Consider the following 25,666-nt stretch of genomic DNA (forward strand, 5'->3'; position numbering starts at 1 on the left):
TTTATACCATTTATAAGGACCGGCTAAATGCTTCATACAAGGCATGCAGGCGCTCTACTTGCGGTAATAGCGCGGCGCGCTCGCCATCGTTGACAATCACGTCGTCGGCGGCCTGCAAGCGCTGCTGCCTGGTGGCTTGCGTCGCCATGATGGCGCGCACCTGCGATTCATCCAGTGCATTGCGCTGCATCACGCGTTGCAACTGAACCCGTTCATCGCAATCTATCACCAGTATGCGCTCAACCCGCTGTTTCCAGTTGCCAGACTCAACCAGCAGCGGCACGGCGAAGATCAGGTACAAACCCGTTGCGCGCTCGGCCGCATTGGCGGTTTCGGTGCGGATCAACGGGTGCAGTATGGCTTCCAACTGCTGCTTTGCTTGCGGATCCGAGAACACGCGGGCGCGCATTCCGACTCTGTCCATCGCGCCGCCGGCGTCAATGAAGCTGTCGCCGAATTGCGCGGCAATCGCCGCTACGGCAATGCCGCCGGCCGCCGTTAGTTGGTGGGCGATGGCATCGGTGTCGATAATCGTAGCGCCGCGTTCGCCGAACATGTCGGCGACCGTGGTTTTGCCGCTGCCGATACCGCCGGTCAGACCGACGGTAAATCTCGGTTTTGCTATCACCGGCTGGCCGCCGTTGCCGCCATCGGGCTGCTCTATGCTCGTACCCATACGATGTTAGGTAGCAAAACCGAAATAAGTTTCCAGAATTGTGCGGCCATACAGCAGGGCCAGCAGGCCGGCAGCCGCCAGATAGGGGCCGAAGGGGATGGGGTTGTCGCGTCCGCGGCGGGCAAAGATGATCAGGGCGATGCCGACCACCGCGCCTACCAGCGAAGAAAACAGGATAATGACGGGCAGCATTTTCCAGCCCAGCCATGCGCCGAGCGCCGCCAGCAGCTTGAAATCGCCGTAACCCATGCCTTCTTTCCCGGTCAGCAGCTTGAATGCCCAGTAAATCGTCCACAAGCTCAGATAACCGGCGGCGGCGCCTATGACGGCCTCGCTGAGCGGCACGAACAGGCCGGACAGGTTGAGCAGCAAGCCCAGCCATAACAATGGCAAGGTCAGGTCGTCCGGCAGCAACTGCGTATCGGCATCGATGAACGTCATGGCGATCAGCAGATAGGCAAAAACCAGGGTCGCCAAACCGGCCCAGCCGCTGCCGAAATGCCAGATCAGCAGTGCGGACAAGGCGCCGGTGAAGGCTTCCACGATGGGATAGCGTGCTGAAATTGGCGTTTTGCAAGATGCGCATTTGCCGCGCAACGCCAGATAGCTCAGCACCGGCACGTTTTCCAGCGCGCCGATCTGGTGTTTGCATTGCGGGCAGGCGGAGCGCGGCACGACCAGGTTGTAGCGGTCGGTATGCGGCAGCGGATTGCCGCTTTCATGGGCTACATAATTGTCCGATTCGCGCTGCATCATGATCGGTAGCCGATGAATCACGACATTCAGGAAACTGCCGATGAGTAAGCCCAAAATAGCTGCCAGGGCGGTGGGAAGCAGGCTTCCCGCCGCCAGGAAAAAAATGCCATCTTGCATCAGACCACCGAACCCAATTTGAAGATTGGCAAATACATGGCGATCACTAGACCACCGATCAGTACACCCAGAATCACCATGATCAGAGGTTCCATCAGGCTAGACAGGGATGCCACCGCGTCGTCGACTTCTGCTTCATAGAAATCGGCTACCTTGCCCAGCATCTGATCCAGTGAACCGGATTCTTCGCCGATAGAGACCATCTGCGTGACCATGTTCGGGAATACATTGGCGTTTTCCATTGCTGTGGTTAGGCTGGTGCCTGTACTGACTTCGCTCTGGATCTTCTTGGTTGCATCAAGATATACAGCGTTGCCTGATGCGCCGCCGACCGAATCCAGCGATTCGACCAAGGGTACGCCTGCGGCAAACATCGTAGCCAAAGTGCGAGTCCAGCGTGCAATCGTGGCTTTGCGTATTACCGCGCCGAAGATCGGAGCCTTCAACAATAGCCTGTCCATGAAGCGCTGTACTTTAAGTGAACGTCTCCACGATTGGAAGAACAGATATAAGCCGGCAAATATGGTCGGGAAGATGATGTACCAGTTGCCCACCATAAAATCAGAGATCGCCATTACGAACAAGGTTGGCGCGGGCAGGTCGGCGCCGAAGCTCGAGAATACCTGTTTGAACGCTGGAACGACCCAGATCATGATAACTGCGGTGACGATAAAAGCCACCGCCAGAATCGATATGGGATAGAACAGCGCAGACTTGATCTTGCCTTTGATGGCAATCGTTTTTTCCTTGTAGATCGCCAGGCGTTCCAGCAAGTCTTCAAGAATACCGGCTTGTTCACCCGCGCCAACCAGGTTACAGAATAAGGGGTCGAAGTACAGGGGAAATTTGCGGAACGCCTGGCTCAAGCTGGTCCCTGTTTCCACATCGCCGCGGATGTCATTGACGAGTTTTGACACAGACGGATTGGCGTGGCCCTTGGCCACGATATCGAAGGACTGTAGCAGCGGCACACCGGCCTTCATCATGGTGGCTAGCTGGCGCGTAAACAGGGAAAGATCCTTGTCCGTAATCTTCTTCCCGCTACGGAAAGTCTTCTTTTTAACTTTGGTAACCAGAATTCCTTGCCGGCGCATGGTGACACTGACCACGGTTTCGCTACCGGCACGCAGCTCGCCGCGCACTACTTTGCCCTTTTTATCCTTGCCCTCCCAAAGATAAACCCATTCCTTGACCTGACGTGCGCTTGCGGCGCCGCGTGCGGCAGTTGCCATGAACTATTCCCCTAATTAGATATTGGTGCAACCAAGCACTTCTTCGAGGCTGGTCATCCCTTGTTTAACCTTCACCAATCCCGACTGGCGCAATGTTTTGACACCCTCGCGCTTGGCCTGTGCTTCGATTTCCAGCGCAGTGCCATGCGCCAGAATGATGCGTTCGATTTCCTCGGTGATCGGCATGATCTGGTAGATGCCGACCCGTCCCTTATAACCAGTGCCATTGCAGCGTTCGCAACCTACCGCCTTGTAAGGCATCCAGCTGCCGTCAAGGTCGTCGTCGGTATAGCCGGCTTCGACCAGGGCTTCTTCCTGGATCGTGATGGGCTGCTTGCAGCTGCACAGGCGGCGCGCCAGGCGCTGCGCGGTGATCAAGATCACCGAGGAGGCGATATTGAAAGCCGGCACGCCCATGTTCATCAGCCGCGTCAACGTCGACGGCGCGTCGTTGGTATGCAGCGTGGAGAACACCATATGCCCGGTTTGCGCAGCCTTGATCGAGATGTCGGCGGTTTCCAGGTCACGGATTTCACCGACCATGATGATGTCGGGATCCTGTCGCAGGAAGGCTTTTAGCGCTATCGGGAAAGTCAGTCCGGCGCGGTCGTTGATGTTGACCTGGTTCACGCCGGGCAAGTTGATTTCGGCCGGGTCTTCCGCCGTGGAGATATTGATGCCCGGCTGGTTCAGGATATTCAGGCAGGTATACAGCGACACGGTTTTGCCGGAACCGGTAGGGCCGGTCACCAGCACCATGCCATAAGGACGCTGGATGGCATCCATCAGGATGGCTTTTTGATCCGGATCGTAACCCAGGGCATCAATCCCCATCTGCGCCTGGCTGGGATCCAGGATACGCATCACGATCTTTTCGCCAAACAAGGTCGGCAAGGTACTTACCCGGAAATCGATCGCCCGTGTTTTCGACACCACCAACCGCATGCGGCCATCCTGCGGTACGCGCTTTTCCGAAATGTCCAGCTTGGAAATCACCTTGATGCGGGACGCCAGTTTTTCCTTGATCGACAACGGCGGCTGGGCCATGTCGCGCAATACGCCATCGACCCGGAAACGGATCCGGTAGAATTTTTCGAACGGTTCGAAATGCAAGTCGGACGCGCCTTGGTTGATGGCGTCGGTCAAGATCTTTTGCAGGAAACGGACTACCGGCGCATCGTCGACATCCGCCGCGGCATCGGCTACCGCTGCCGTATCCTCTTCGACGAAATTGATTTCCTGGTCGTCGCCGACCATCTCGTTCAGGCTTTGCTCGGCCGACTTCACCAGCTTCTGGATCTGCTTCTGCAGCACCGGATGTTCGACGATGATCGGTTCCACCGTCAGTTCGGTTTGGAACTTGATCTGGTCCAGCGCCTGGATATTGGTCGGATCGGACAGCGCCACATAAATCTTGTTGCCGCGTTTCGCCAGCGCCAGGATGTTGTGGGTCTCCATCAGTTTGGCGTCAATCGCCTTTTCCGGCAACGAGCTCAGATTCAGTACATTCAGATCCAGTTGCGGATAACCAAAAGTCTCGGCGCAAAACAAGGCCAGCGCGCGGGCATCAAGATGGCCGCTTTCCAGCAAGGCAGCGATGAATGGCGTTTGCGTATCGCTGGCTTTTTTGTGCAAGGCCTCGACCTGCGCCGTGGAAATCCGTCCAGCCTGCAGCAATGCGCGGGCAAGTCCCGAGATCGGGCCGGTGGTACTAGCGTTGGGAAATACTGCTGCCATAGGGGGATCAATACCAAAAGGTGTGCGGAACCATTACAACCGACTAATGATGCCCTACGGGAAACTGACTTGTAAAGGATTTGTGAAGAAATGTGTCGCAAAAATTGCCGTGAGGCAGTTTTTTTACCGTTCTTGTAGTTTATTCGGCCGCATCAATTTAGCAACCTTGATCGCCTGGTTTTGCACCTGTACGATTTCTATGATGCATCCGGCAATTTTCAAGCTGACATTGTTGTCTGGAATATCTTGCAGCCATTCCAGCAGCAGGCCGTTCAGGGTCTTGGGCCCGTCCAGCGGGAAATTCAAACCGAGGCGCTTGTTGATATCGCGCAGGGATGTTGCACCCTCCAGCAGGCACTGGCCTTGGGCATTCCAGGCAAAGCTGTCGGCGCGGGCGGCGCCCGGTTTGGACGTGGTGAATTCACCAATCATTTCTTCAATGATGTCTTCCAGGGTAACCAGTCCCTGCACTTCGCCATATTCGTCGACGATGATGCCGAGCCGCTCATGGTTTTCCTGGAAGTATTGCAGCTGCGTGAAAACGTCAGTGTCTTCCGGGATGAAATACGGCGTACTGAGCAACTGGCGGAAATGTTCTACCGTTAATTCGGCTTCCTGGTTCAGCAATACCATCGCTTTACGTACGTGCAGGATACCGACGATCTGATTGATTTCGCCTTCATACACCGGCAGTTTGTTGTGATAGCAAGTTGTCAGCTGATGCTTGATATCCTCCACCGAAGCCGCCAGGTTCAGCGCTTCGACTTGCGCCCGCGGCGTCATGACGTCTTCCACCGAAATCTTTTCCAGATCGAACAGGTTCAGCAAAATGCTCTTGTGCTTTTGCGGCATGAAATTGCCGCCTTCGAGAACGATAGAGCGCAATTCTTCCGGCGAGACACGTTGTTCCTGCGCGTGTTTGCCGGTTTTGATGTGCAGCACCTTGAGGATTGCCGAGACGAACAGATTGACAAACCAGATCAGCGGTTTGGCCAGCGCCATCAGTGGCTTGAGCACGAAACTGGTGGGCAGCGCAATCCGTTCGGGATAGGTTGCACCTATGACTTTCGGCGTGATCTCGGCAAATACGATCAGCAGGAACGCGACCGCTGCCGTGGCAATTGTAATCACATTCTGATGATTGCCGAAGGTGCTGATGGCAATCGCCGTCACCAGCGCGGTGGCTAGCGCGTTGACCAGCGTATTGACGATCAGGATCAGCGACAGCAGCTTGTCGGTGCGTTCCAGCAGCCACAAGGTGGTGGCGGCGGACTTGCTGCCGCGCTTCGCCAGATGACGCAGGCGATGCTTGTTGGCGGCCACCAGTGCGGTTTCCGACATTGCAAAAAAAGCCGACAGTAAAATGAGTACGACTAGTGCAAGAATCTGCACCCAGAGGGGCACGGCATCCAAAGGGTCACCGTAAAAAAAAGGTTAATGAACCGAAGTATCGAGTATTCAATTTTATCTGGTCGGGGTGAGAGGATTCGAACCTCCGGCCTCTACGTCCCGAACGTAGCGCTCTACCAGGCTAAGCTACACCCCGACATGAGCTGTTCAATAACTTGAACAGGTTTTTGGGCTGCAGTCCGGCGCTTGATACATCAGCTCGATACATCAGCTTGATAAATCATCGACGCCGCAGTCCCCCCGGTTACATTCTCAGTGATTGCGATCCACAGCGAACGCAGATAATTGTAGCAAAGAATCCTTGAACTGACTATTTGGCAACCCGGAGATCGCTGTCGCTGCGCGTTGCGCCGCCTTCTCCGCTTCATGCCGGGTGTAGTCCAAGGCGCCGGAACTGGTGATGGCGGCCAGAATTTCATTGAAGTGCTGCTCGTCGCCGTTTTCGATGCAGCTGCGCACCAGTTGCCGCTGCTCCGGCGTGCCATGGCTCATCAGGTAGATCAGCGGCAGGGTTGGCTTGCCTTCGCGCAGGTCGTCGCCGACATTCTTGCCGATATCGCTGGCATTGCCGGAGTAGTCCAGCACATCGTCGATCAGCTGGAACGCGGTACCCAATGAACGGCCGTATTCTCCTGCTGCTTCAATCACTGCGTCATCGGCGCCGGCGATCAGGACGCCGAGTTGCGCCGCCGCCTCGAACAGCTTGGCGGTCTTCGAGCGTATCACCTGCAGATAATTTTCTTCGGAGACGTCCGGATTGTGCATGTTCAGCAATTGCAGCACTTCACCTTCGGCGATGACGTTGGTGGCGTCGGCGACGATTTGCATGACGCGCGCATTGTCGACCGCAACCATCATCTGGAAGGCGCGTGAATACAGGAAATCGCCGACCAGCACGGAAGCCGCGTTGCCAAACAGTGCATTGGCGGTCTGGCGGCCGCGCCGCAATGACGATTCGTCCACCACGTCGTCATGCAACAGGGTGGCGGTGTGGATGAATTCGATCACCGCGGCCAGCTCGTGGTGCTTGTCGCCGGCGTAGCCGCAAGCGCGGGCCATCAGCAAGACCAGCACCGGACGCAAGCGTTTGCCGCCGGCGCTGATGATGTATTCGGCAATTTGATTCACCAGCGGCACTTCTGAGTGCAACTGCCGGCGAATCACCGCATTGACAGCGTCCATATCGGCCGCGATCGGGGACATCATGGATTGTGAGGATGAAGTATTGGAAGCGGCTGACAAAATAAAACCTGTTGGAAATCGATTGTGCCGTGATTATACGATGACAAGAGGCCTCGGATTAGGTCCAGGCTGATTTTGTCGAAGAGATGCTAATTCAGGGGGTGTCGCGCGGCATGGAGATGCTCGGACGCCGCCCTGATGAGCTTGCCTAATTGTTATCCTTTGAGTTTGGCAAACGCAGCAGCCATGGCGCCACTGGCCGATGCCGGCGCAGCTTGTCGTTGCTGATGCTGGGACAAGCGCTTGGCATCGTTACGGTCGGCGCGCTGTTCCGGCTTGGTTCCTGGCACGGGGGCATTATCGGTCAGGCGCATGGTAAGGGCGATGCGCTTGCGCTTCTCGTCGATTTCCAGCACTTTGACTTTCACTACCTGGCCGGCCTTGACTACGCTGTGCGGATCCTTGACGAAGGTATTGGACAGCGCGGAAATATGCACCAGGCCGTCCTGATGCACGCCGATGTCGACAAACGCGCCGAACGCCGCCACATTGGTGACCACGCCTTCCAGGATCATGTCGGGACGCAGGTCGCGGATTTCCTCGACGCCGTCCTTGAAGGTGGCGGTGGTGAATTCCGGACGCGGGTCGCGGCCCGGCTTTTCCAGTTCCTTGAGAATATCGGCGATGGTCGGCACGCCGAATTTTTCATCGGCATATTTGGCCGGGTTGAGCGACGTCAGCAACTTGCTGTCGCCGATCACGCCCTTGACGTCTTTCTTGATGTCGGCCAGGATTTTTTCCACCAGCGGATAGGATTCCGGATGCACTGCAGAGCCATCCAACGGATTATCGCTGTTCATGATGCGCAAGAAACCAGCCGCCTGTTCAAAGGTTTTGTCGCCCAGCCGCGGCACTTCGCGCAACCCGGCGCGCGAAGTGAACATGCCCTTCATGTCGCGATAGGTGACGATGCTTTGGGCGACGCTGGCGTTGAGGCCGGAAACGCGCGCCAGCAGCGGCGCCGAGGCGGTGTTGACATCGACCCCGACCGCATTCACGCAATCCTCCACCACCGCATCCAGCGAGCGCGCCAGCTGGGTCTGGCCGACGTCATGCTGGTATTGGCCGACGCCGATCGATTTCGGATCGATCTTGACCAGCTCCGCCAACGGATCCTGCAGACGCCGCGCAATCGATACAGCGCCGCGCAGCGAGACATCCATGTCCGGCAATTCGCGTGACGCAAATTCAGACGCCGAGTAAACCGAAGCGCCGGCTTCCGACACCACGATCTTGGTCAGCTTCAGTTCCGGCCGCAGCTTGATCAGGTCCTGCGCCAGCTTGTCGGTTTCGCGCGATGCCGTGCCGTTGCCGATTGAAATCAGCGAGACTTTGTGCTTCTCCGCCAGTTGCGCCAGCGTGTGCAGCGAGCCGTCCCAGTCATTGCGCGGCTGGTGCGGATAGATCGCGGTAGTGTCGACCACCTTGCCGGTAGCATCGATCACTGCCACTTTGACGCCGGTGCGCAGGCCAGGGTCCAGGCCCATGGTGGCGCGCGGGCCGGCCGGCGCCGCCAGCAGCAACGCTTTCAGGTTGAGGGCAAAGACATTGATTGCCTCGACTTCGGCCTTTTCACGCAGCTTGGTCATCAGCTCGGTTTCCAGATGCATGAAAACCTTGACCCGCCAGCTCCAGCGCACCGTGTCGCTCAGCCATTTATCGGCCGGGCGGTTCTTGTTGCTGATGCCGAAACGGGCGGCGATGCGGCCTTCGCATGGGTTGTGCGGGGCGTCCCACTTCGGCTTTTCTTCTTCGGTGTCCAAGCGCAGCACCACGTTCAGGATTTCTTCGCGGCGGCCGCGGAACAAGGCCAGCGCGCGATGCGACGGAATCGTGTCGATGGTTTCGGAATAGTCGAAATAGTCGGCAAATTTTTCACCGGCGTCCTGCTTGCCTTCCACCACTTTCGATTCCACCACGCCGTGCTCGGTCAGGTACTCGCGCAGTGCTTGCAACAGCGTGGCGTCTTCCGAAAAACGTTCCATCAGGATCTGGCGCGCGCCGTCGAGGGCTGCCTTGGCATCGGCGACGCCGGGATTGTCGCCGCTGTCGGTGCTGAAGGCGGGCTTGAGATATTTATCGGCTTCCTGTTCCGGATTCAGGTTCGGATCGGCCAGCAAGGCGTCGGCCAATACGGTCAGGCCGGCTTCCGCCGCGATCTGCGCCTTGGTGCGGCGTTTGAGTTTGTATGGCAGGTACAGGTCTTCCAGGCGCGTCTTGTCTTCCGCCATGGTGATCGCCTGCAGCAATGCCGGCGTCATTTTCCCCTGTTCTTCGATCGACGCCAAGATGGCGCCGCGGCGCACTTCCAATTCGCGCAGATAGCGCAGGCGCTCTTCCAGCAAACGCAGCTGGATATCATCCAGGCCGCCGGTGGCTTCCTTGCGGTAGCGTGCAATAAAAGGCACGGTGGCGCCTTCGTCCAGCAGGGCGACGGCAGCGGCGACTTGGGCCGGCTTGGCGACAAGTTCAAGGGCGAGGCGTTGTTCGATCGAAGGCAGCATGACAATTCTTAAGAGTGAAAATCAAGCGTTGGATCATACGCAATCCAGATAATTTCGCCAGTCTTGACAGCTCGAAAAATGAGCAACACAAGAAAAGCCGGCGCACCAAAATCATTCGAATGATTGACATATCGCCATTTTATATTTCTCGATGGTATTATTTATGCCATCAGAGCGCATTCTTGGGACCAGTCTGATAGGAAGTTGGCGTAGATGGAGGGTGAAATGAAAAGAATTGTTAAATGATAAATTTTTTCTTGTTCGCCCATCATTCAGCAAATATGCTTGTGGCCGTACGCGATGAGGCAACGATATATAGCTTGCCGTTCATCAAGGTAATCACATAGTAGTATTTCTTCAGGAGTCGAATATGCATCTTTCTAAACGTATGGGAGCGGAAGCTCTCGGTACATTCTGGCTGGTTCTTGGCGGTTGCGGCAGCGCGGTGCTGGCTGCGGGATTTCCCGGCCTCGGCATCGGCTTCCACGGCGTCGCGCTGGCTTTCGGCCTGACCGTGCTGACGATGGCGTTCGCCATCGGCCATATTTCCGGTTGCCATCTGAATCCGGCGGTGACGCTGGGACTCGCTACCGCCGGTCGTTTTCCAAAAAGCGAAATCCTGCCTTACTGGATTGCTCAGGTTGTCGGCGGCATCATTGCAGCCGGCATTTTGTATCTGATCGCTACCGGCAAGCCGGGCGCGGACATCGGCGGGTTTGCCGCCAACGGTTATGGCGAGCATTCACCTGGCTTGTACTCGATTAACGCCGCCCTGATTACGGAAGTCGTGATGACATTCATGTTCGTGATCGTGATCCTTGGGGCAACCGACAAGCGCGCGCCAGCCGGTTTCGCGCCGATCGCCATCGGTTTGTGCCTGACCTTGATCCACTTGATCAGCATTCCGGTCACCAATACATCGGTCAACCCTGCCCGTAGCACCAGCCAGGCGCTGTTTGTCGGCGGCTGGGCGTTGCAGCAGCTGTGGCTGTTCTGGCTGGCGCCGCTGGTTGGCGCCCTGATTGCAGGGGTTGTATATCCGGCAATCTGGGGTGAGAAGAACAACTGATTCTTATCGCATCCGGATATGAAAAAGCGCGGCAATTTATGTGCCGCGCTTTTTTTATTGCTGTTCAATTGTTGCCTCGATTGTGGCTCTAAGCTTTCCAGCGGGCTCCGCTAACTCGTTCGATGGCGGCAATATCCTGCCAGCTCTGCACCTCTTCGAACGGCTGCGCGTTCAGCAATTCACGCACCGCAGCCGCTTGATCGTAGCCATGCTCCATCAGCAGCCAGCCGCCATTTTTCAAGTAAGCGCCGGCGCCGTCGACAATCTTGCGTAGTGCGCTCAAACCATCGGCATGATCGGTCAAGGCGTCTTGCGGTTCAAAGCGCAAATCGCCTTGCGCCAGATGCCGGTCCCCCGCAACGATGTAGGGAGGATTGGCGACGATGACATCGAACTGCCGCTCGCCGAGCGCGCAATACCAGTCGCTTTGCATTAGCTGGAACGGCGTATGTTGTTGACGCAAATGGCGTGCCGCATTGCGGCCCGCCACGGCAAGAGCGGCGGCGCTGACATCCAGCGCCGTCACTTCCAGGTCGGGACGGCTGTGGGCAATTGCTATGGCAATGGCGCCGGAACCGGTGCCGAGATCGAGCACGCTAAGCTGCCGTCGTGCGTCGAGCGGCAGATGTTGCAAGGCAAGGTCCACCAGCAATTCAGTCTCTGGACGCGGAATCAACACGTCCGGCGTGACTTCCAGTTGCAAGCCGTAAAATTCGCGCTGGCCGATAATATAGGCAATCGGCTCGCCGCGCAGCCGCCGATTGAACAATAACGCCAACTGGTGGGCCTGTTGTGCATCGATGCTGCGCTCATCCTGCGTAATCAGCTGTATGCGCGAGAGCTGTAATACATACATCAGCAGGATACGGTTTTCCAGCGGCGCCAGCGGGGCTTTTTTCAAGACCGCGGCAATACTGCAGCCTGGCTCAATGACAAACGTGTCGGCAATCCCGGTCATGTTAATGCTAGCCTTGAAGACGGAATTAGTAGCCGCGATTGGCGGTGCTTCTGCGTTTGAACAGCGTGGCAACCAGAATCACTAGCAGCACCACAAATCCCAACAGCGACCATTGCGGGATCGACAGGCCCATGATCGGATCGTAGGCAGTGGTGCAAAGTGCAAAGGCGTCCACCTGGAATACCGATGGCAGCAAGGTCGCCGGCGGCAAGGCATTCATCGGTCCCTCCAACGCGTCGCGGCCGCAAGAAATCGCCGGATGGGCAATGATCCACAGATGCCAGATGGCAGTGCCGGCGCCGCCCAGCGCCGCCAGGATGCCGAGGCCGGCGCCAGCTTTTTGGGCGCCTGACGGCAAGCTGGCGCAAATCAGGCAAACCAGCGCGATCGTCGCGAAGGCATAGCGTTGGATCACGCACAAGGGGCACGGCTGCATGTCTTGATAATGTTGCAAATACAGGGCGGCACCTAGAATGGCGAGGCAGATGAAGGCGACTGCAAGCAAAATGGATTTAGTGTTTTTCATTTTTTAATCGATGTTTGGTGAGTCGAATATTACGCGTGCCTGATACCGTGCATCAGATAGTGCTGCTGGTGCTTGGTTCCGGGGCAGACGCTAGTGTAGTGATTCGTACTTGGTGGCACCAATAAAAGTGACGGATTTTTGTTCCATACTAGGCGCGCACTGGAGCGATAGTGAGCTATCGCGAGGATGCGCAACGACGTATGGGGCAAAAAGACGCACTTTTATGTGCCGACAAGGGTGAATCACTACACTACCATATGCGATTATTCAAAAACCGGTGACGAGCAACAACGAAAGCGATTAAACCGCGTCGCCCAGCGCCGCCAGCAGATCGGCCTGATGCTCGGCGGCCAGCGCATTGGTCAGTTCCGTGAGGTCCCCATCCATGATGAAATCGAGCTTGTACAAGGTCAGGTTGATGCGATGGTCGGTCATCCGTCCCTGCGGGAAATTGTAGGTACGGATGCGCTCGCTGCGGTCGCCCGAGCCGATCAGCGATTTGCGAGTCGCCGCTTCCTTCGATTGCTGCGCCCGCAACTGGCCGTCCTTGATGCGCGCCGCCAGCACTTTCAAGGCGGAGGCCTTGTTCTTGTGCTGGCTGCGGTCATCCTGGCACTCGACCACGATACCGGTCGGCATGTGCGTGATGCGCACCGCGGAATCGGTCTTGTTGATATGCTGGCCGCCCGCGCCCGAGGCGCGGTAGGTGTCGATGCGGATATCGGCCGGATTGATATCGACATCGCCGACTTCATCCGCTTCCGGCATGATGGCGACGGTGCAGGCCGAGGTATGGATACGGCCCTGGGTTTCGGTCGCCGGCACCCGTTGCACGCGATGGCCACCGGATTCGAACTTAAGCTTGGAATAGGCGCCAACGCCGAGTACGCGCACGATCACTTCCTTGTAGCCGCCGATTTCCGAAGCCGATTCCGACACCATTTCGACTTGCCAGCGGTTGCGCTCGGCGAAGCGGCTGTACATGCGCAGCAGGTCGCCGGCAAACAGCGCCGACTCGTCGCCGCCGGTGCCGGCGCGGATTTCCAGGAAAATATTGCGTTCGTCGTTCGGATCTTTCGGCAGCAGCATTTTTTGCAGGTCGCCTGCCAGCTGTTCCATGCGTGCCTTGGCCGCCATGATTTCGTCCTGGGCAAACTCTTTCATGTCCGGATCGGACTGCATTTCCTGCGCTGCCTCGATGTCGCCGCTGGCCTGCTGATAGGACTGGTACAACGCCACCAGCGGCCCGAGTTCAGCATGTTCGCGCGACAGCTTGCGATAGCTGTCCATGCTGGCGGTGGCATCTTCCTGCATCAGTAGGTCATTGACCTCCACCAGGCGGTTGGCGAGTTGATCGAGCTTGGCGAGCATTGATGGTTTCATGGCGTGTTTCAGTCAGAAAAAGACAAGTTAAAACTTTGGAGAGGGAAGTGCCGGCAGCAGGGAGCACGAGGATGCGTGTCCGCACGCGGGGATAGAGTGTAGCGCAGGCGCGCTAACGCTTGGTGCGGAACAGTTGCGGCAAGAGGGCTGCCAGGCGCGCGCGCTCATCGCCCTGGGCATTGTGCAAAGCCTGTTGCGGGCCGTGCATGAATTTGGCGGTCAGGCCCTTGGATAGCGCTTCCAGCACCACTTCGATATCTTCGCCCTTGGCCAGCATTTTGCGGGCGCGTTCCAGTTCCGCTCGCCGCATCGCTTCGCTCGACTCTTGCAGATCCTGGATGACCGGCACGACTATCCGGTTATCCACCCAGTGCATGAACGACTGCACACGGGTTTCGATGATGGCTTCGGCTTGCGCCACTGCGGCCTGGCGGTTTTCCATGCCGGCTTGCACGATCGAACCGAGGTCGTCGACGGTGTACAGGAAAATGTCGTCAAGCCGGCCGATTTCAGTCTCGATATCGCGCGGCACCGCTAGGTCCAGCATGAATATCGGCTTATGGCGGCGCGCCTTGACGGCGCGCTCGACCATGCCGAGACCGATGATCGGCAGGCTGGACGCGGTGCAGGAAACGATGATGTCGAAGTTGCCGAGCTGGGTCGGCAGGTCGGCCAACCGGATTGCCTGGCCATTGAAACGATGGGCCAGAAGCTCGGCGCGTTCCATGGTGCGGTTGGCGACTGTCAGCGATTTCGGGTTCTGCGCCGCAAAGTGGGTGGCGCACAGTTCGATCATCTCGCCGGCGCCGATAAACAGCACGTGCTGGCCGGCGACCGTATCGAAAATCCGTTCCGACATGCGCACTGCCGCGGCCGCCATCGAGACGCTATGGGCGCCGATTTCGGTGGTGCTGCGAACTTCTTTGGCGACGGCAAAGGTGCGCTGGAACAATTGGTGCAGATAAGTGCCTAGTCCGCCCGCCGCTTCGGCGTGACGTACCGCATCCTTCATCTGTCCCAGGATCTGCGCCTCGCCCAGCACCATCGAATCGAGTCCGGACGCCACTCTAAAAGCATGGCGCACGGCATTGTCTTGCGGCAATGTGTACAAATGCGGCCGTAAATCGGCGTAAGGCAACTGGTGGTAATGGGCCAGGAAGTGGGCCGTGGAATCGATAGCAGTGTCGACGCCGTGCTCCAGATTGCCTGCCGCATACAGCTCGGTGCGGTTGCAGGTCGACAAAATGGCCGCCTCGTCCGACATGTCGGCCCCGTTGCCGCTGCTGAACCAGGCGCGCGCCGCCATCACCGCCTGACCGATCTGGTCAGCCGGGAAAGCCACCTTTTCGCGCAGGGAAACCGGCGCGGTGGTGTGGTTGAGTCCGACAGTTAGCAGGTGCATGGTTGCGGTTACGGACGGGAAGGGTGCTTATTTGGCCAACTAATTGGTAATTTGGTAATTTGGTAATTAAGACAAGTACTAAGCTATAAATGCCGTTAACCCGTGATTATACTCTTAGTAGCCTGGATCCTATTGGCGGCCAGCCAATACCAGCTATACCTGAGACTAATATCCGCCGCAATCAGTTGCTGGTGGCTGGCAAGGTAACAATGAAAGTGCTGCCTTCGCCCAAGGTGCTTTCCAGCGAGATTTCGCCAAAATGACGCTCGACCACGGTTTTGACAAATACCAGTCCGAGGCCGGTGCCGTCCGAGTGCGGCTGGCCGGGCGCGCTGACTCTTTGATAACGCTGGAACAGCTTGGCCTGGTCGTGCGGCGCAATGCCGAAGCCTTGGTCGCTGATGCGGCAAACCACTTGCGGCAGCAATTTGACGTATTTCAGCCGCAGAGTACAGGTAATCCGGGTGTCCGGCAGGCTGTAGCTGATGGCGTTGGAAATCAGGTTGCAGAGCGCGCGCGCCATCAGCGAACGGTCGATATTGGTCAGGAATTCCTGACCTTCGATATCGGTGATCAGCTCGATTTTCTTGTTGTTGGAAAGGCTCCACATTTCATCGACGGCGTCGTACAGCACATCCTGGAAATCCACTTCTTCCAGCCGGTACTCCGACGATTCGGCGCGCGCCAGCTGTACGAAATTGTCCGCCAGGCCCAGGGTCTTGCGCGCAGCCTGCTCCAGGCGCGCGAAAAACTCCTTTTGCGGCAGGGCGGAAGCGGCGTTTCCTTGTAATTCCAGCAAGGCCAGGATCGAGGCCTGCGGCGCGCGCATGTCATGCGACAGGAAGCGCAGGGTTTCGTCGCGGCTGCGTTCGGCGGCGCGGATAATCGTGATGTCGACAATGCTGACGATCCAGCCGGTCAGCGCCTGGTGCGCCGAGTGGCAAGGGCCGCTCTTGATCAGCAGGTCACGTCCTTGCTGGTCTTGTACCGAGGTGCCGCTGGTCAGCGTCGACACGTGCTCCAGATCGATCAGATCCCACCAGCTGAAGCTATGGTTGGCCGAAGTATTGGTGGCTTGCGGCGTGCTCATGTTGGAAAACAAATAAGGCAACAGCGCGCCGTCGATGTTGCGGATGCCGGCGGCGGCGAAGTAGTCGCGCGCGAACTGGTTGGAGACCAGCACATGGCCGTCGATGGTGGTGATGAGAGTCGCGTCCGGCAGGCTGTTGATGCTATCGGAAATGAACTGGCGCAAATCGCGCACCCGGCGCGCGGCCACGCGCATGGCGTTGATGCGTTGTTCCAGCAAATCTTCCACCTGTTGCGGCGCGGGTTCGGTATTCACTTCCGGCAGCAGATGCGGCTCTTGGTCGAGCAGCATGAATTCTTGCCCGAGATAGGAAATCGCCGATTCGAGGCGGATCCAGTTCCATATCGGATGCGCAATCGCCAGGGCGATCAGGGCGGCGGCTGGCGCCAGCCAGATGCCTAGCGTCAGCAGGAAATAGCTGACCGCCATCGTCAGCAGCATCAGGGAGAAGGTGATGACTAACGAAACGCGCGGTGTCCACAGCAGGTAGCTGGAGAGCGCAATCAATACCGGAATGATGCTGAACAGCGCAGTTTGCAAAGGTCGCGCAATGCTGATCGTTTTGTGGTCCAGCAGGCCGGCGAGGATGTTGGCGTTGATTTCGATCCCCGGCATGACGCCGGAAGTGCCCGAAACCGGTGTCGGAAAAGTGTCCGCCATGCCCAGTGCGGTGGCGCCGATCAAGACATATTTTCCGGTAAAAAACTGGTCTGGAACGTCGCCGCGCAGGACCGACGCATAGGGCACCGAGCGGAAATGGCCGCTACCGCCGGCGAACGGGATCTGGATCTGGTAGTCGCGTTGCCAGCTGTCCGCCTTGTGGGCATCGGTACCCGTCGACGGCGTACCCAGGCGGGCGCCGGGCAGGTTGCCGTTGGCGTCGGTAATCTTCTGGCCGGCGACGCCGGCCAATGCCACCGCAAAATGCGGCCACCATTTGCCGTCCTGGCCTTCTTGCAAAAAGACGCTGCGCACCACGCCGTCCGAGTCGAGCTCCAGATGGATATGGCCGAGGCTGCGGGCCGCGTCCTGGAATTCCGGGGTCGGCAACAGCGCTCTAAGGCCGGGGCCGGCGCTGGCCACCACGATCGGTAGTACGGTCAGCTTGCTGGAGGTCAGCGCTTTGGTGAGTGCGCGGTCGTCGGCGCGCTGGCCGGGCGATTGCCCTTGCTCCGCTTCCGGCATGATGACATCAAGCCCGATCGCCAGCGGATTGGCATGCATGATCCGGTTCAGCAGCTTGGCGTGCAGGCTGCGTTCCCACGGCCAGCGTCCTAGTTTGCTGATGCTGTAGTCGTCGATGGCGACGATGATGATGTCGTCGCGCGCCGGACGCGAGTCGGCGCGCATGAACTGGTCGTACAGCGTGGTATCGAGCCGTCCCAGGCCATTCACATAGCCCATGCTGCCGGCTACGATCAGCATCAGCACCGTAATCGCCATCCATTGGCGAAACGCCACCCGCTTGATGAGTGGGATCACCTGTTTGATCATGAATGGCGGGCGTGAGCTGGCATGGCGTTGTCCGGGTTAATAGCCAGTCTGGGTATCGCCGGCAGAGTTGCGTAGCGGCGAACCATCGCTGGTGACCCAGCGGCTGCCGATATACACCTTTTGCGCAGGCGAAAACGGACTGACGTAACCGTCAGGATCAATCGCTTTGATGCGAATGTAATAGGTGCCGCTGGCCGGACGCGGCACATTGATTTCCGGCGTAGCGGTGTCTTGTGTCAGCAGCAGGTTGGAGAATGCAGCGTCGCGGCCGATCTCGACCACGAATTTCTGCTCCGGCTCGCCGGTCCAGCGGAACGATAGGTCGCCGTCGATGGCATCGGCAATCTTAGGAATTTGCAACGCCTGCAGCAAGCTGAAAGCCTGCGGATCGCCATACGGCCCCTGGTCGCGGACGCCGGCTTTGTCGACGATGGTGGCGACGCGCCAGTAGTAGGCGTCGAGCGGTAGTTTGCCGGCCGTGAATTGCGGCGCGCTCAAGGCGGCTTCATCGATGACGACATGGTTGAAACCGGCATCGCTGGCGACCTGTAAATGATAGGCCTGGGCATTGCTGACTTCGGCCCAGATAAACACCAGGTTTTCGCTGCGCGATTTGTTTTTCGGTTCGATCGAGAACGGTGGTTCCGGCCGGGCTTTCAATGTGAAGGCAGCGATCAGCGGCTTGCCTTGTAAGCCGGATTGGTCCAGCGCCGTGATGCGCACGAAATACTTGCCGTCCTCAAGGCCGTTGATCTTGATGTCGGGGGTGCCAGACTCGGCCTCGCTCACGATGTTGCCGAGGTTGGCATCGGTCGCAACTTGTGCGCGATAGCCGCTGGCGCCGCCGACCGGACTGACGGTAAAGCGCAATGTCGGCCGTTCCTGCAGTTGCGGACGGCCGGTAAATTCAGGCTGGGGCAATAATGCCACTGCCTTGCCGATACCTTTGGTATTGGTAATATTGCCTTGGCCGGCATGCAAAGTCAGCGCTGCCGGCTTGTCTTTCTTGGCGACTGCGACGCCGCCGCTCAACACTTCAGTCAGAACCCGGCCGTCCACCAGATCCACCCGAAAGTCGGTGCCGCGTACGCCCGCTACCGCCAGCGGCGAATGGACTTCAAAGCGGCCTTTGTTTTTTTCCAGTGGCGAGACTTTGGATTCGACCCGGCCCTTCAATAGCGTAATTTCAGTGCGCGGACTCTTGGTATACCGCGCCGTGCGCAGTTTGCTCAGTTTGACCTGGCTGTTGGAGGGCAGTGCGATATGCGATTGATCGGGCAGGCTCAGCGTCAGAAAGCTGTTGTTGCCGGTATTGATGATGGTGCCCTCTGTCAGCGTGGTGCCGATGCTGATATCGATAGCGCGGCCATCGGCGCCGGTAGCGTCGATATTGCCGGACATGGCCGCTACCTGCGCCGTGCTGGGATCGTCGGGTAGCAGCGATACCGGGATGATGATGGCGGTGCCGATCGGGATCGTGCGGTCATTGCCGATGCGGTTAAGTTTTGCCAGTTGCGCCCAGTTGCTCTTGTTGCCGGTGAGCTGATCGGCGATCACGCTTAAGGTATCGCCCAGTTGCGCACGGTAAGTGATGGTGGCAGCCCCCACCTGAAGCGCGTCTTGATCGAGCGCTGGCGGGGCGGCAAATAACGGCGAGGAAGACGCAGATAACAGCGCCAGTAGAGCTAGTTTCGTGAATGTGCTGCGCATAGTTGTCTATCAGCGCAACCGCAACGCGCCTTATCCTGTGAGTTGTTCCAATCGATACCCATAGCTATAAACCGGTGCGAGCCGATAGCCGTTTTCTGGTCGCAATTGTAACTTACTCCTTACCCGCGAGACGTGGGTATCCATGGTGCGGGAAGGAATGTCGACGTCGCGCGACCACACTGCCTCGAGAATGTAAGCGCGTGAGAGCGGGCGACCCAGGTTGCGAAAAAACAACAAGGCCAGGTCAAATTCCTTCTGAGTAATCTCGATCGGTTTGCCGGCCAGGGTCAGGCGACCTGAACGCGTTTCGAACAGATAGTCGTTAAAGACGATTTGTTCGCTGCTGTTTTGGATCGGATACGCGCGCCGCAGCAGGGCTTGCACCCGCGCCACCAGCTCGCTGCGCCGGATCGGCTTGATCATGTAATCGTCGGCGCCGGCGGCCAAGCCTTCCACGATGTCATCTTCGCCGGAACGGCTGGTGATGAACAGGACCGGAATGGTCTTGGGAAGTTTATCTCTCACCCAGCGCAATACCTCGGGCCCGCTCAGATCAGGGACCTGCCAGTCCAGAACCAGCATGTCGTAGCTCTCCCGACGCAGCTGATTCAATATTTCTTTCCCGCTTTGAAACGGATGGCAAATATGGCCACTGGATGTGAGCACCTGGCAAACTAGATCGGTTTGACTGGGATCGTCATCAAGGACAGCAATTCTCATATTTTGGCTATGTTAGGTGATGCCAACGTTGGTGGACGGCATCGGTGTTGTGGCATGTACAAGGAGTATATTATTCTTATTACTACATTGCTGTAGATAAATGTTCTAAAGTTCCCAGTGTTTTGCAATTGCCACAAATAAATTAAAAAACAGGGTCGCGGCTGAATTTAACAAAGCATGCGCTAAAACACTGGCCGATGGCGGGTTTATCGGGGTGCGAGTTGCGATTGTCATACAGTGTATGACGGGATTTGTAAAATTACACCTTCGAGGCAGCGCGCTATCTCGGCGGAGGCTCGGGCCATCGAGCAAAATCGATCAGTGAATGATTGATGGCTGTCCGGTTATCAGATTTTGCGGGCTGCCGGTCGTGGCAAGTGGCTTGTTCAGGCGTCCGGCAACACCACATTCACATCCAGCACTTCAAGATTTCCTTGGCGATCCAGGGAAATCTTGATGTCGTCCGCATTGACCTTGGTATATTTGGAAATCACCTCGATCAGTTCCTTATGCAGCGCCGGCAGGAAATCGGGGCCCGAGCGGCCATTACGCTCGCGGGCAATGATGATCTGCAGGCGTTCCTTGGCGGCCGAGGCGGTCTTGGGCTTGCTGTTAAACAAGAACGAGAGCAATGCCATTTTATTTTCCTCCAAAGATGCGGTGCAGGAAACCCGGCTTTTCGTAGGAGGTAAAGCGCAGGGTGACGTCTTCGCCGAGGAAGCGCGAGACCACGTCTTCATAGGCCAGGGCGACGTCGCTGCCTTTGATGTGGATCGCGGGATTGCCCTGGTTAGAGGCGTGCAATACCGATTCCGACTCGGGAATGATGCCGATCAGCGGGATGCGCAGGATGTCCTGGACATCGGTGTACGACAGCATTTCGCCGGCTTCGACGCGTTTTGCCGAATAGCGGGTGATCAGCAGATGTTCCTTGACCGGTTCGCCGCCATTCTGCGCGCGCCGCGATTTGGCCTGGATGATGCCGAGGATGCGGTCGGAGTCGCGTACCGACGACACTTCCGGGTTGGTGACGACAATTGCTTCATCGGCAAAGGTCAGCGCCATTACGGCGCCGCGCTCGATACCGGCCGGCGAGTCGCAGATGATGTATTCGAAATCCATCTTGATCAGGTCGTTGAGAACAGTCTCGACGCCTTCCTCGGTCAATGCATCTTTGTCGCGGGTTTGCGAAGCCGGCAAGATAAACAGGTTTTCGCAATGCTTGTCCTTGATCAGGGCCTGGGTCAGCGTCGCTTCCTTGTTGACGACATTGATCAGGTCATACACCACGCGCCGTTCGCAGCCCATGATCAGATCCAGGTTACGCAGGCCGACGTCAAAGTCGAGCACCGCGGTTTTATGGCCGCGCATGGCCAGGCCCGACGCAAAACTGGCGCTGGAGGTGGTCTTGCCGACGCCACCTTTGCCGGACGTAACAACGATGATTTTTGCCACGAAGAGCTCCTATATGCATTGCGGGAAGAGTTTATGATTCGCCCTAGCGCGGCGAATTACTCTGTCCCCAACTGATTAAATAAACGGTTGCGACATTCCGGACCTGATTAATTGCGCGAAGCGGAATTGAGCGATAGTACGTCAATCCGGTCACCGCTCAGTCGAATTTGTGCGGGCTGGCCCTTCTGTTCCGGCGGCAGGCCGTTTTCAAAGGTGCGGTAAACACCGGCGATGGAAACCAGTTCAGCTTCCATGCTCGCCGCAAATATCCGTGCCGAGGTATCGCCGCTGGCGCCGGCCAGCGCCCGCCCGCGCAAGGGCGCGTAGACATGGATGCTGCCGTCGGCGATGATTTCGGCGCCATTGTTAACTGTGGCTGTGATCACCAGGTCGGCGTCGCGCGCATAGATGCGTTGCCCGGCGCGTATTGGCGTGTCGATGATCATAGTGCTGGCGGCGGCTTTGGCGGGTGCTGCAACCGGCACTGCCGGCGGCGCCACTTCCTGGCGCGCTGCAACCACGTGGTCGATGCTCAGTCCGCTGGTGACGATGCCGGCTTCCATTTCAGCCGGCGCGTTACGCACCGCGACCGCATTCAAACGGTATTTTTTCAATAGCGAGATGAGTTGCGGCCAATCTATTGGCGGGCGATCCGCTCCCAGCGCGGCGACATCGATGACGGCAAACTCGTTGTCAAAGAAATCCGCGGTGCCTCCCGTCATCTCCTGCAAGGCTGCTTCCAAGGCCATGGGATCGGAATCGTGCAAGATCGCCGATACGGCGACCACTGTTGCAATCTTTATTTCAATCGGCTTGCGGGATTTGTTTTTGAGCATAAAGCAGTGAGATGTATGGGCAAACCAAGGCAGAAAGTTCTGGCGAATTGGTTTATAGAACGTTTAGGCGGCAATTGGTTCGTTTTAAAGGTATATAAAATATTGTCTTATTTAGTGATCTTACCAAATCTCAAGGGGATCACAAAAAAAGGATTGCCGTTTGTTGTTGCATTTCTTTGCACCTAGGCGGCTGCGCCGAACCGGATGCGAGGATTGCCCTAACGTTAAATCGCGCCGCAAATGCAAAAAGGGCTTAGCCGAAGCTAAGCCCTTTTTGGTATTTTGGTGGCCCGGGGCGGAATCGAACCACCGACACAAGGATTTTCAAACTTCACCATTATTCAGGCCGTTCAACAACTTATCTTTGATTCTTTCTACAAAACAGGTTCGCATAATACTCGGAAAGCGCCGCCCAGTCAGGAGCCTTACGAAATTGTAGAAAGGCTTTGAGTGTCGATTCGATGTCGATTTTGTGGAATGTTGCCATATATAAATATTGTGGCGTCGGACAAATTATTGAACCCTTTCCCATCTGAGCCAAATCAGAAAATTACAGGGAAAGCGCCGATTCGACTCTCATCACCTCTGTCAGCAATACGTTTAAATTCAAATAGTTTTCCAGGGGAAATTTTCTTTATTCTGAGCGGTGATACAATTGTTTGCAATTTTGCATGCCTATGTCGATGTAAGATTGCCGGGTGGTAGCGCGTTGATTATTGGCAATACCTGATGGTTTTAACAGTTACACAACAACGATCAATTGTGTATGGTCCTACCACTTTGAATATTGTGTATCCCATTTTCTCTTTCTGTTTTTTTATCACCTGACTACGGTGTTATTTGTTGCGCTGGCATTGTTTGGTCCCCTGTTTGTCTGCCCGGAGTTAAACCATGAACTTGCAAGACCTATCTGGGTTATCCAAACTCACCGAAGCCAACCGACCAATTCGCCTGCGGCTGTCGCAAGAAAAAGGTGTGGTCGATGACGCGTTGCTAGTCCAGCATGTGCGTGGCATAGAGTCCATCTGCGGCGGCATCGAATACCATTTGCTGTGCGTATCCACCCAGGCCAATCTGCCGACCAAAGAATTCATGGCGTTGCCAGTCGAGGTGCAGTTCGTCACCGATACCGGCGGCCTTCGCTCAGTTTGTGGGGTAATTGATGCGGTAGTAGCTGGTGAGGCTGATGGCGGCCTTGCCAGTTACCAGTTGGTAGTCCGTGACGCGCTATCGATCATGGAGAAGGGCTGCAATAGCCGGATTTTCAAAAACAAGAATGAGATCGAAATCACCGAAAGCATTTTGACGGAATGGCGTCACAAGAATCCGGTGCTGGCGCGTGCTTTTGATTTTGAGTTGTGGCGCTTGAAGAGTCATTATCCGAGACGGGAACTCACCCAGCAACGCAATGAATCGGACGCGGCGTTTTTGCGGCGTTTGTGGAAGCGACGCGGGCTGGCATGGTTTATCCGGCCAAATAAGGCCAGCGCTGCCGGCAGCGACCAGACCGCGACGCATACCCTGGTGGTTTTCGATGATGTCTGGACGCTGGAACAAAATAGCGCTGGCACCATACGCTACCATCGCGATGATGGTACCGAGGTCAGCGATTGCATTACGGCCTTGCACACCAGGCGGACCTTAACACCAGGGAACCACACTGGTCTGAGTTGGGACTATAAAACTGCGCGCATGTCCAGCACCACTCAACAGAATCAAAACGACCAGGGTAAGCTGGGCAATCGTTTTGCGGCGGGTATTGAGGATATCCTGATTGACGTACCGCATGTGGGCGACGATGCCGCCGATCACCAGAGTCTTGGCGTCCAAAAAATGCGGCGTCATGAATTTGAGGCTAAGTGCCTGCAAGGTGAAAGCGGTGTACGTGTCATTGGTGTTGGTGAATGGGCCGGGATTAGCGGCCACCCCGGTATCGACAGCCATCCGGCCAAGGAACGCGAATTTGTCTTCACTGAACTGCGCGTCGAAGCGGAGAACAATCTGCCGCATACGATCAGTGAACGGGCATTACGCCTGTTTGCATTGAATCGCTGGAATTTCGACAGCAGTGCCCAGGCCGCCCTGCTGAGCCAGGCCAACAGCGAACGCAGTGCACGCTATACCAATCAATTTACCTGCGTGCGACGGGGCATTCCTATCGTTCCGGCTTACGATCCACGCATCGATCTGCCGCGTATTGATTCCATCACGGGTATTGTTATCGGTCCAAAAAACGAACAAGTTTATACTGACGCTTTGGGTCGAATCCTGGTTCGCTTGCCTGGTATTCGACCATCAGAGCGCGACAACCCGCTGGCCTCCAGCGACGACATGACCGAGTACGACACCGCCTGGCTACGGGTTGCTAGCCCCTCTGCTGGCGAACGAGGAGGGCTGAATTTTCTGCCGCGAGTTGGCGATGAAATTCATATTTCCTTCCTGGGAGGCGATCCCGATAAAATGGTTATCACCGGTAGCGTGCATGGCGGCGAGACGCCGCCGCCCAGTTTCAGCCGTGTCAGCCAGTTGCCTGCGGATCGTTATCTGTCCGGCATGGTGATCAAGGAAATCAACGGAAAAAAACAAAATCAACTCCGGTTCGACAGCACGCCGGGGCAAATTTCCAGTCACTTATCCAGTGAACATGCCGCGTCGGAATTGAACCTGGGCTACCTGACCCAGCCACGCAGCAATGGCAAAGCCGATCCACGCGGCGATGGCTTCGAATTGGCTACTTCGGGAAGTGGCAGTATAAAGACCGCGAGATCGCTGCTAATTTCAGCCACCAGGCGGCTCGAAGGCAAGGACGAACAACTCAGCAACGCGGAACACATCGCTTTGCTGAAAGACTGTCTGGAATTGTGCAAATCCCTGGGCGACTATGCCGCCCAACATTTGGCGCTGGCGCTGGATGCGACGCCGCAGTCTGCTCTCAAGGACGACGTTGCCGCTGCGGCTGGCGGTAGCAACACCGACCCGCAAGGCCAGGGTGGAAAACCGACTATCAGTATCACGGCACCTGAAGGCATCGCCATCAGCACGCCTAAAACCATCGTCAGCTATGCGGCCAAGAATATCGACACGGTAGCGCAGCAGCACATGCAATTGACCGCAGGCCAGCGCTTCAATCTGAATGCGGGCAAGGGCATCTCCCTCTTCGCGCACAAGGAAGGGATTACGCAGATTGCGCACTATGGCAAGTTCCTCATGCAGAGTCAGCATGATGACATGCAGATCGACTCGGCCAAGGATCTCAAGATAACTGCCGCCAAGCACTTGATCCTGATGGCGGAAGAGATCACGTTCATGACCACCGGCGGCGCCTACATCAAACTCAAAGGCGGCACGC

Annotated in this window: 19 protein-coding genes and 1 tRNA gene; 2 read left to right on the plus strand and 18 right to left on the minus strand. The window is 57.0% G+C overall.

Features of this window, described 5'->3' with window-relative positions; genetic code table 11:
* Positions 1 to 10 precede the first annotated feature (10 nt).
* The 8 genes from coaE to ABI171_RS14045 all read right to left on the minus strand — a co-directional run bounded on the left by coaE (position 11) and on the right by ABI171_RS14045 (position 9,674).
* Positions 11 to 676, minus strand: a complete 666-nt coding sequence (coaE, locus tag ABI171_RS14010; RefSeq protein WP_348093179.1) for a dephospho-CoA kinase — start codon at positions 674 to 676, stop codon at positions 11 to 13.
* 6 nt (positions 677 to 682) lie between these two features.
* Positions 683 to 1,549: an A24 family peptidase gene (locus ABI171_RS14015; protein WP_348093180.1), complete on the minus strand. Its 867-nt coding sequence runs from the start codon at positions 1,547 to 1,549 to the stop codon at positions 683 to 685.
* A complete protein-coding gene (locus ABI171_RS14020; RefSeq protein WP_348093181.1) occupies positions 1,549 to 2,781 on the minus strand; it encodes a type II secretion system F family protein in 1,233 nt (410 codons plus the stop codon). Before ABI171_RS14020 ends, ABI171_RS14015 begins: the two co-directional genes overlap by 1 nt.
* Positions 2,782 to 2,796: 15 nt before the next feature.
* Positions 2,797 to 4,518, minus strand: a complete 1,722-nt coding sequence (gene pilB / locus ABI171_RS14025; protein ID WP_348093182.1) for a type IV-A pilus assembly ATPase PilB — start codon at positions 4,516 to 4,518, stop codon at positions 2,797 to 2,799.
* A 123-nt stretch (positions 4,519 to 4,641) separates the two neighbouring features.
* Positions 4,642 to 5,931: an HlyC/CorC family transporter gene (locus ABI171_RS14030; protein ID WP_348093183.1), complete on the minus strand. Its 1,290-nt coding sequence runs from the start codon at positions 5,929 to 5,931 to the stop codon at positions 4,642 to 4,644.
* Positions 5,932 to 5,987: 56 nt separating this feature from the next.
* Positions 5,988 to 6,064 (minus strand) — tRNA-Pro (locus tag ABI171_RS14035).
* A 116-nt stretch (positions 6,065 to 6,180) separates the two neighbouring features.
* A complete protein-coding gene (gene ispB, locus ABI171_RS14040) occupies positions 6,181 to 7,131 on the minus strand; it encodes an octaprenyl diphosphate synthase (RefSeq protein WP_348093197.1) in 951 nt (316 codons plus the stop codon).
* Between the two features lie 194 nt (positions 7,132 to 7,325).
* Positions 7,326 to 9,674, minus strand: a complete 2,349-nt coding sequence (locus ABI171_RS14045; RefSeq protein ID WP_348093184.1) for a Tex family protein — start codon at positions 9,672 to 9,674, stop codon at positions 7,326 to 7,328.
* A gap of 370 nt (positions 9,675 to 10,044) precedes the next feature.
* On the opposite strand from ABI171_RS14045, the gene aqpZ reads away from it, so the two are divergent.
* The gene (gene aqpZ / locus ABI171_RS14050) at positions 10,045 to 10,743 is read left to right on the plus strand and encodes an aquaporin Z (RefSeq protein WP_348093185.1); all 699 of its coding nucleotides are present in this window, start codon (positions 10,045 to 10,047) and stop codon (positions 10,741 to 10,743) included.
* Positions 10,744 to 10,831: 88 nt separating this feature from the next.
* Here the strand turns inward: aqpZ and prmC are convergent, their stop codons facing one another.
* The 10 genes from prmC to minC form a co-directional block, all read right to left on the minus strand.
* Positions 10,832 to 11,701, minus strand: a complete 870-nt coding sequence (gene prmC / locus ABI171_RS14055; protein ID WP_348093186.1) for a peptide chain release factor N(5)-glutamine methyltransferase — start codon at positions 11,699 to 11,701, stop codon at positions 10,832 to 10,834.
* Between the two features lie 25 nt (positions 11,702 to 11,726).
* Positions 11,727 to 12,227 carry a disulfide bond formation protein B gene (locus ABI171_RS14060; protein WP_348093187.1) on the minus strand — a complete coding sequence of 167 codons (501 nt, stop codon included), beginning with the start codon at positions 12,225 to 12,227 and terminating at the stop codon, positions 11,727 to 11,729.
* Between the two features lie 300 nt (positions 12,228 to 12,527).
* On the minus strand, positions 12,528 to 13,610 hold the full coding sequence (gene prfA / locus ABI171_RS14065; protein WP_348093188.1) for a peptide chain release factor 1: 1,083 nt from the start codon (positions 13,608 to 13,610) through the stop codon (positions 12,528 to 12,530).
* Positions 13,611 to 13,722: 112 nt separating this feature from the next.
* Positions 13,723 to 15,012 carry a glutamyl-tRNA reductase gene (gene hemA, locus ABI171_RS14070; RefSeq protein ID WP_348093189.1) on the minus strand — a complete coding sequence of 430 codons (1,290 nt, stop codon included), beginning with the start codon at positions 15,010 to 15,012 and terminating at the stop codon, positions 13,723 to 13,725.
* Positions 15,013 to 15,193: 181 nt separating this feature from the next.
* Positions 15,194 to 17,584, minus strand: a complete 2,391-nt coding sequence (locus ABI171_RS14075; protein WP_348093190.1) for a CHASE2 domain-containing protein — start codon at positions 17,582 to 17,584, stop codon at positions 15,194 to 15,196.
* 48 nt (positions 17,585 to 17,632) lie between these two features.
* Complete coding sequence (locus ABI171_RS14080) at positions 17,633 to 19,306, minus strand: FecR domain-containing protein (RefSeq protein WP_348093191.1); 1,674 nt, start codon at positions 19,304 to 19,306, stop codon at positions 17,633 to 17,635.
* A 30-nt stretch (positions 19,307 to 19,336) separates the two neighbouring features.
* Entirely contained in the window at positions 19,337 to 20,026 is a 690-nt protein-coding gene (locus ABI171_RS14085; RefSeq protein ID WP_014007885.1) for a response regulator transcription factor, read from the minus strand.
* Between the two features lie 386 nt (positions 20,027 to 20,412).
* On the minus strand, positions 20,413 to 20,664 hold the full coding sequence (minE, locus tag ABI171_RS14090; protein ID WP_348093192.1) for a cell division topological specificity factor MinE: 252 nt from the start codon (positions 20,662 to 20,664) through the stop codon (positions 20,413 to 20,415).
* Between the two features lies 1 nt (position 20,665).
* Positions 20,666 to 21,481: a septum site-determining protein MinD gene (gene minD, locus ABI171_RS14095; RefSeq protein ID WP_348093193.1), complete on the minus strand. Its 816-nt coding sequence runs from the start codon at positions 21,479 to 21,481 to the stop codon at positions 20,666 to 20,668.
* 107 nt (positions 21,482 to 21,588) lie between these two features.
* On the minus strand, positions 21,589 to 22,317 hold the full coding sequence (gene minC, locus ABI171_RS14100; protein ID WP_348093194.1) for a septum site-determining protein MinC: 729 nt from the start codon (positions 22,315 to 22,317) through the stop codon (positions 21,589 to 21,591).
* Positions 22,318 to 23,208: 891 nt separating this feature from the next.
* On the opposite strand from minC, the gene ABI171_RS14105 reads away from it, so the two are divergent.
* Positions 23,209 to 25,666 (plus strand): type VI secretion system Vgr family protein (locus ABI171_RS14105; protein WP_348093195.1); only part of this gene is annotated, 2,458 nt, incomplete at its 3' end.

It is taken from the genome of Collimonas sp., from assembly GCF_039923675.1.
Taxonomy (GTDB): domain Bacteria; phylum Pseudomonadota; class Gammaproteobacteria; order Burkholderiales; family Burkholderiaceae_D; genus Collimonas.

What these genes read in the sequence shown, in the direction of transcription:
- coaE (WP_348093179.1), bottom strand. Translation starts at nt 676, where the DNA reads ATGGGTACGAGCATAGAGCAGCCCGATGGCGGCAACGGCGGCCAGCCG.
- ABI171_RS14015 (WP_348093180.1), bottom strand. Translation starts at nt 1,549, where the DNA reads ATGCAAGATGGCATTTTTTTCCTGGCGGCGGGAAGCCTGCTTCCCACC.
- ABI171_RS14020 (WP_348093181.1), bottom strand. Translation starts at nt 2,781, where the DNA reads ATGGCAACTGCCGCACGCGGCGCCGCAAGCGCACGTCAGGTCAAGGAA.
- pilB (WP_348093182.1), bottom strand. Translation starts at nt 4,518, where the DNA reads ATGGCAGCAGTATTTCCCAACGCTAGTACCACCGGCCCGATCTCGGGA.
- ispB (WP_348093197.1), bottom strand. Translation starts at nt 7,131, where the DNA reads ATGTCCCCGATCGCGGCCGATATGGACGCTGTCAATGCGGTGATTCGC.
- ABI171_RS14045 (WP_348093184.1), bottom strand. Translation starts at nt 9,674, where the DNA reads ATGCTGCCTTCGATCGAACAACGCCTCGCCCTTGAACTTGTCGCCAAG.
- aqpZ (WP_348093185.1), top strand. Translation starts at nt 10,045, where the DNA reads ATGCATCTTTCTAAACGTATGGGAGCGGAAGCTCTCGGTACATTCTGG.
- prmC (WP_348093186.1), bottom strand. Translation starts at nt 11,701, where the DNA reads ATGACCGGGATTGCCGACACGTTTGTCATTGAGCCAGGCTGCAGTATT.
- ABI171_RS14060 (WP_348093187.1), bottom strand. Translation starts at nt 12,227, where the DNA reads ATGAAAAACACTAAATCCATTTTGCTTGCAGTCGCCTTCATCTGCCTC.
- prfA (WP_348093188.1), bottom strand. Translation starts at nt 13,610, where the DNA reads ATGAAACCATCAATGCTCGCCAAGCTCGATCAACTCGCCAACCGCCTG.
- hemA (WP_348093189.1), bottom strand. Translation starts at nt 15,012, where the DNA reads ATGCACCTGCTAACTGTCGGACTCAACCACACCACCGCGCCGGTTTCC.
- ABI171_RS14080 (WP_348093191.1), bottom strand. Translation starts at nt 19,306, where the DNA reads ATGCGCAGCACATTCACGAAACTAGCTCTACTGGCGCTGTTATCTGCG.
- ABI171_RS14085 (WP_014007885.1), bottom strand. Translation starts at nt 20,026, where the DNA reads ATGAGAATTGCTGTCCTTGATGACGATCCCAGTCAAACCGATCTAGTT.
- minE (WP_348093192.1), bottom strand. Translation starts at nt 20,664, where the DNA reads ATGGCATTGCTCTCGTTCTTGTTTAACAGCAAGCCCAAGACCGCCTCG.
- minC (WP_348093194.1), bottom strand. Translation starts at nt 22,317, where the DNA reads ATGCTCAAAAACAAATCCCGCAAGCCGATTGAAATAAAGATTGCAACA.